The 4290-nt window shown below is 31.9% G+C and carries 3 protein-coding genes; all 3 read right to left on the reverse strand.

Going from position 1 to position 4290, the window contains the following annotated elements; all coding sequences use genetic code 11:
• Window positions 1-527 precede the first annotated feature (527 nt).
• Window positions 528-2042: a peptide MFS transporter gene (locus tag CD129_RS00635; protein WP_115337713.1), complete on the reverse strand. Its 1515-nt coding sequence runs from the start codon at window positions 2040-2042 to the stop codon at window positions 528-530.
• A 622-nt stretch (window positions 2043-2664) separates the two neighbouring features.
• Complete coding sequence (queF, locus tag CD129_RS00640) at window positions 2665-3165, reverse strand: preQ(1) synthase (RefSeq protein WP_078357364.1); 501 nt, start codon at window positions 3163-3165, stop codon at window positions 2665-2667.
• On the reverse strand, window positions 3165-4049 hold the full coding sequence (locus tag CD129_RS00645; RefSeq protein WP_078357365.1) for a DMT family transporter: 885 nt from the start codon (window positions 4047-4049) through the stop codon (window positions 3165-3167). Before CD129_RS00645 ends, queF begins: the two co-directional genes overlap by 1 nt.
• Window positions 4050-4290: the final 241 nt, after the last annotated feature.

Consider the following 4290-nt stretch of genomic DNA (forward strand, 5'->3'; position numbering starts at 1 on the left):
AAAAATATGAAAAATTACTCATTTGTTTTGATTTCTTTAAGTTTCCAGAGATATGCATATTTTTATAAAGTATTACGATTTTATACGTGCATGCTTGCCTAGGGGTATGGCTCGAGCCTGTAGTCTCTCACGCATACCATTCCCTCAGGCGTCCGCACTTTACAAAATCGTGATAAATAGCTATTTTTTATAAAGTCTTAAGATTTTGTACGTGCATGCTTGCCTAGGGGTATGGTTCGAGCCTGTAGTCTCTCACGCATACTATTCCCTCAGGCGTCCGCACTTTACAAAATCGTGATAAATAGCTATTTTTTATAAAGTCTTAAGATTTTGTACGTGCATGCTTGCCTAGGGGTATGGCTCGAGCCTGAAGTCTCTCACGCATACTATTCCCACAGGCGTCCGCACTTTACAAAATCGTTACCAATAGCTATTTTTATACAAAAAATAAGAGCAGCAATTCATTATTAAAAATGAATTGCTGCTCTTTATGCTCATAACTAGCAAGATACTAGCTTCGATAAAAATTATTTTACGCCGGCCATCAATGTTTTGATTTTTGGACTAGCGACTAGTAATAATACTGCAATGACAATTGCTATAATACCAGAATATAAGAAGTAATCATTAGAACTGATACTTGTATAAACTTTAACCATTTGAGCATTTAACCCTTGTGCCATAGCATTTGATAAGAACCAAACACTCATCATTTGAGCTGTAAATGCTTTTGGTGCTAATTTTGTTGTTGTTGATAAAGCGATAGGTGAAATACAAAGTTCACCAAGTGTTACAAGTAAGAAACTAGCGAATAACCAAAATGGGTTAATTAATGATGCGTCACTTGATAAAGGTACAACCATAATAATGTATGAAAGACCTGCTAAGAATACACCAATTGAGAATTTATAAACTGTTGGTGGATTGAATTTACCTAATTTAACCCATAAGATTGAGAACAATGGTGCAAATAAAATGATGAAGAACGGGTTAAGTGATTGGAACCAAGCTGCTGGTATAGAGAAATCAATTGCGCCACCAGTTAACTTAGACATACTTAATTGTGTTTTAGTATCAGCGAATTGTGCTAATACTGTAGAACCTTGTTCTTGAATCATCCAAAATGCTACTGCTGCAATAAATAATGGTATGTACGCATAAACTCTTGAACGTTCGTAATCTTCTGTTTTTTTACTAGCTGTAATTTTAACAAAGTAATAAATTGGTAATAGAACACCTAGAACCGAAATGAAGTTTGCAAAGTTCGGTAATGTTAATTGACCAAATAAACTTAAAATTACGCAAACAATAGCTATTATAACTACGCATATTGCAACGATTTTTGTGATTTTTTTCTTTTCTTCTGCATTCAATGGATCAGGTACTTCGATACCAGCAAGACCTAAATATTTTTTGTTAGTTAAGAAATAAATAACTAAACCAAGAAACATACCTACTGCTGCTACTGCGAAACCAGCATGGAAGCCTACATTAACTTGTAACCAACCGATTAATAGTGGTGATAATAATGCACCTAAGTTAATTGACATGTAGAAAATTGTAAATGCTGAGTCTAATCTTGGATCGTTCTTTTCGTATAATAAACCAACAGTTGAAGAAATGTTTGGTTTTAATAATCCAGTACCAATAATTAAGAATAGTAGTGCGACTAATAATAATGTGAAATTACTAGGTAATGATAATAGTATATGACCAATCATGATGAGTATTCCACCATAGAACAGTGCATGTCGTGTACCTGTAATTCTATCAGCAATCCATCCTCCGATTACACCACTCATGTAAACAAGTGCACCGTAAATAGATACAATTTGTAATGCTAAACCTTGGTCAATGCCAAATCCACCTTTTGCTACTGAATAGTAAATGTAGTAGGCGAGAATTGCTTTCATTCCATAATAACTAAATCTTTCCCAAAATTCGGTTAGGAATAATGTTGACAACCCTTTAGGATGACCAAAGAAACCAGTACGTGGTGTACTTTGAATAATTTCCTCTTTTGTATAATGTTTGTTACCCATTTTTTACTTCCCCTCATAATAAACTGTATTCATTTTAGATGTACTTAAAAATAGCACATGTTAAATTGTAATCGTTTCATAAAATAAACACAAGTTAAAGATTACTAATATTCATACAATAATGATTATTTGCAATAATTAAAACCAGTAGTATCAAGGGATGTAGAAAATAGAATTATTTCTTTAAAAATGTAAACGCTTTCTTATGATAAAGAGTAATAAGTTTATATATGTGAAAAAATAAAATAAGACGTAGATTAAGTCGGAAGTTAATCTAAGAGATAGGGCAAGTTGTAGATTAAGTCGGAAGTTAATCTAAGAGATAGGGCAAGTTGTAGATTAATTCGGGAGTTAATCTAAGAGTTCAGTCAAGTTGTAGATTAAGTCGGAAGTTAATCTAAGAGTTTAAGCAAGTTGTAGATTAATTCGGGAGTTAATCGAAGAGATAGAGCAAGTTGTAGATTAATTCAGAAGTTAATCTAAGACATACTCAAATTCAACACCATACACTGAAAAGCTCATAGGGCATCAATGACTTTCATAAAAAATAAGAGCAGAGATTCATTTTTAATAATGAATTTCTGCTCTTATTATATTTCTGTGCCACTCCCTGTATATGCTACTATCTGTTATCTATATTTTCAGGGTATAGGTCATGGTTCATCATGCGATATTCTGCCATTTTTTCATATTTTGAGTCAGGTCTTCCATAGTTAGTATAAGGGTCTATTGAGATGCCGCCACGTGGTGTGAATTTACCTAAAACTTCAATATAATGTGGATCCATTAATTCTATTAAGTCGTTCATAATAACGTTCATGCAGTCTTCATGAAAGTCTCCATGATTTCTAAAGCTAAATAAGTACAATTTTAAAGATTTAGATTCTACCATTTTAACATTTGGAATGTATGATATATAAATCGTAGCAAAATCTGGTTGACCAGTTATTGGGCATAAAGAAGTGAATTCTGGACAATTAAATTTAACGAAGTAATCTCTACCTTGATGTTTATTGTCGAATACTTCTAACACTTCTGGTTTATATTGATCATGGTATTGATTGTTTTGGTTTCCTAATAATGTGATATCTTTTAATTCTTCTTTATTTCGTCCTTCTGACATTATGATTCTCCTTTTGTAATTGATTCTTTAGGTTTTGGATTTCTTTGAGCTTTTTTGAACATATAATATCCTGCAAGGAATATAATGATGTATCCTAAATAACTTAATAAATCTGGAACTTCTTTAAATATGATGAAACCGAGTAAAGCACTAAATATGACAGATGCGTATACAAATATTGAAATGTCTTTAGCAGCTGCATGACTATATGCGATTGTTATACCAAACTGTCCAACTGTAGCGAATACACCTGACATTAATAATATGATGATTTGTGATAAAGTCATTGGTTCAAATGTGAAAATGACAAATGGGATTAATGCTACTGTTGAAAAGAATGAAAAATAAAATACTGTAGTATAGGATTTCTCACGTTGTCCTAATGGTCGCAAAGCAGTATATGCACCAGCTGCAAAGATTCCGGATAATAAACCGATAACTGCGGGCATTGTATCTGAATCCAATGAAGGCTTAATGATGAAAATTGAACCAGCAATTGCAATAACCATTGCAATAATTTGATATTTCCGAGCTTTTTCATTTAAAAACAATGCACAAAGTAGTATAGTCCAGAATGGATTTAATTTCATTAACATATCCGCATCACTCAATACCATATGATCGATTGCATATATGTTGAGTAAAACACCAATTAAGCCCAGTGTAGAACGTAAAATAAGTAATGGTTGGTTTTCTAATTTTCCGAAAAATGGTGCTTTATATTTGATGACGAAGTAAATAGGTACAATCATCGCGATGAGGTTTCTAAATAGTGATTTTTGAAAAACTGGTAAATCACCAGAAAGTCTGAAGAATACAGCCATTAAACTAAAACCAATTGAAGAAATGAGTATTGCAATGATGCCTTTAACTGTAGAGTTCATTTAAACACCTTCTATTTTTTATCAATGAACATATATTATCATAATTCACTTTAAAAAGTATATGTCATGTTGACTGAAATCATTTTTGAAACTTAATTTTATGAAAGTAATTTTCAAATGTTGATTTATCAACGATTGTCATATGTGGATGGAAAGTCAACCCTATTTTTTTAAAAAAAATAAGGTAATATAAGTGTTATGAATCATTTATAGTGTTATAATAAATCACATAATATAGTAT

This window comes from Mammaliicoccus fleurettii (genome assembly GCF_003970575.1).
Lineage (GTDB): Bacteria > Bacillota > Bacilli > Staphylococcales > Staphylococcaceae > Mammaliicoccus > Mammaliicoccus fleurettii.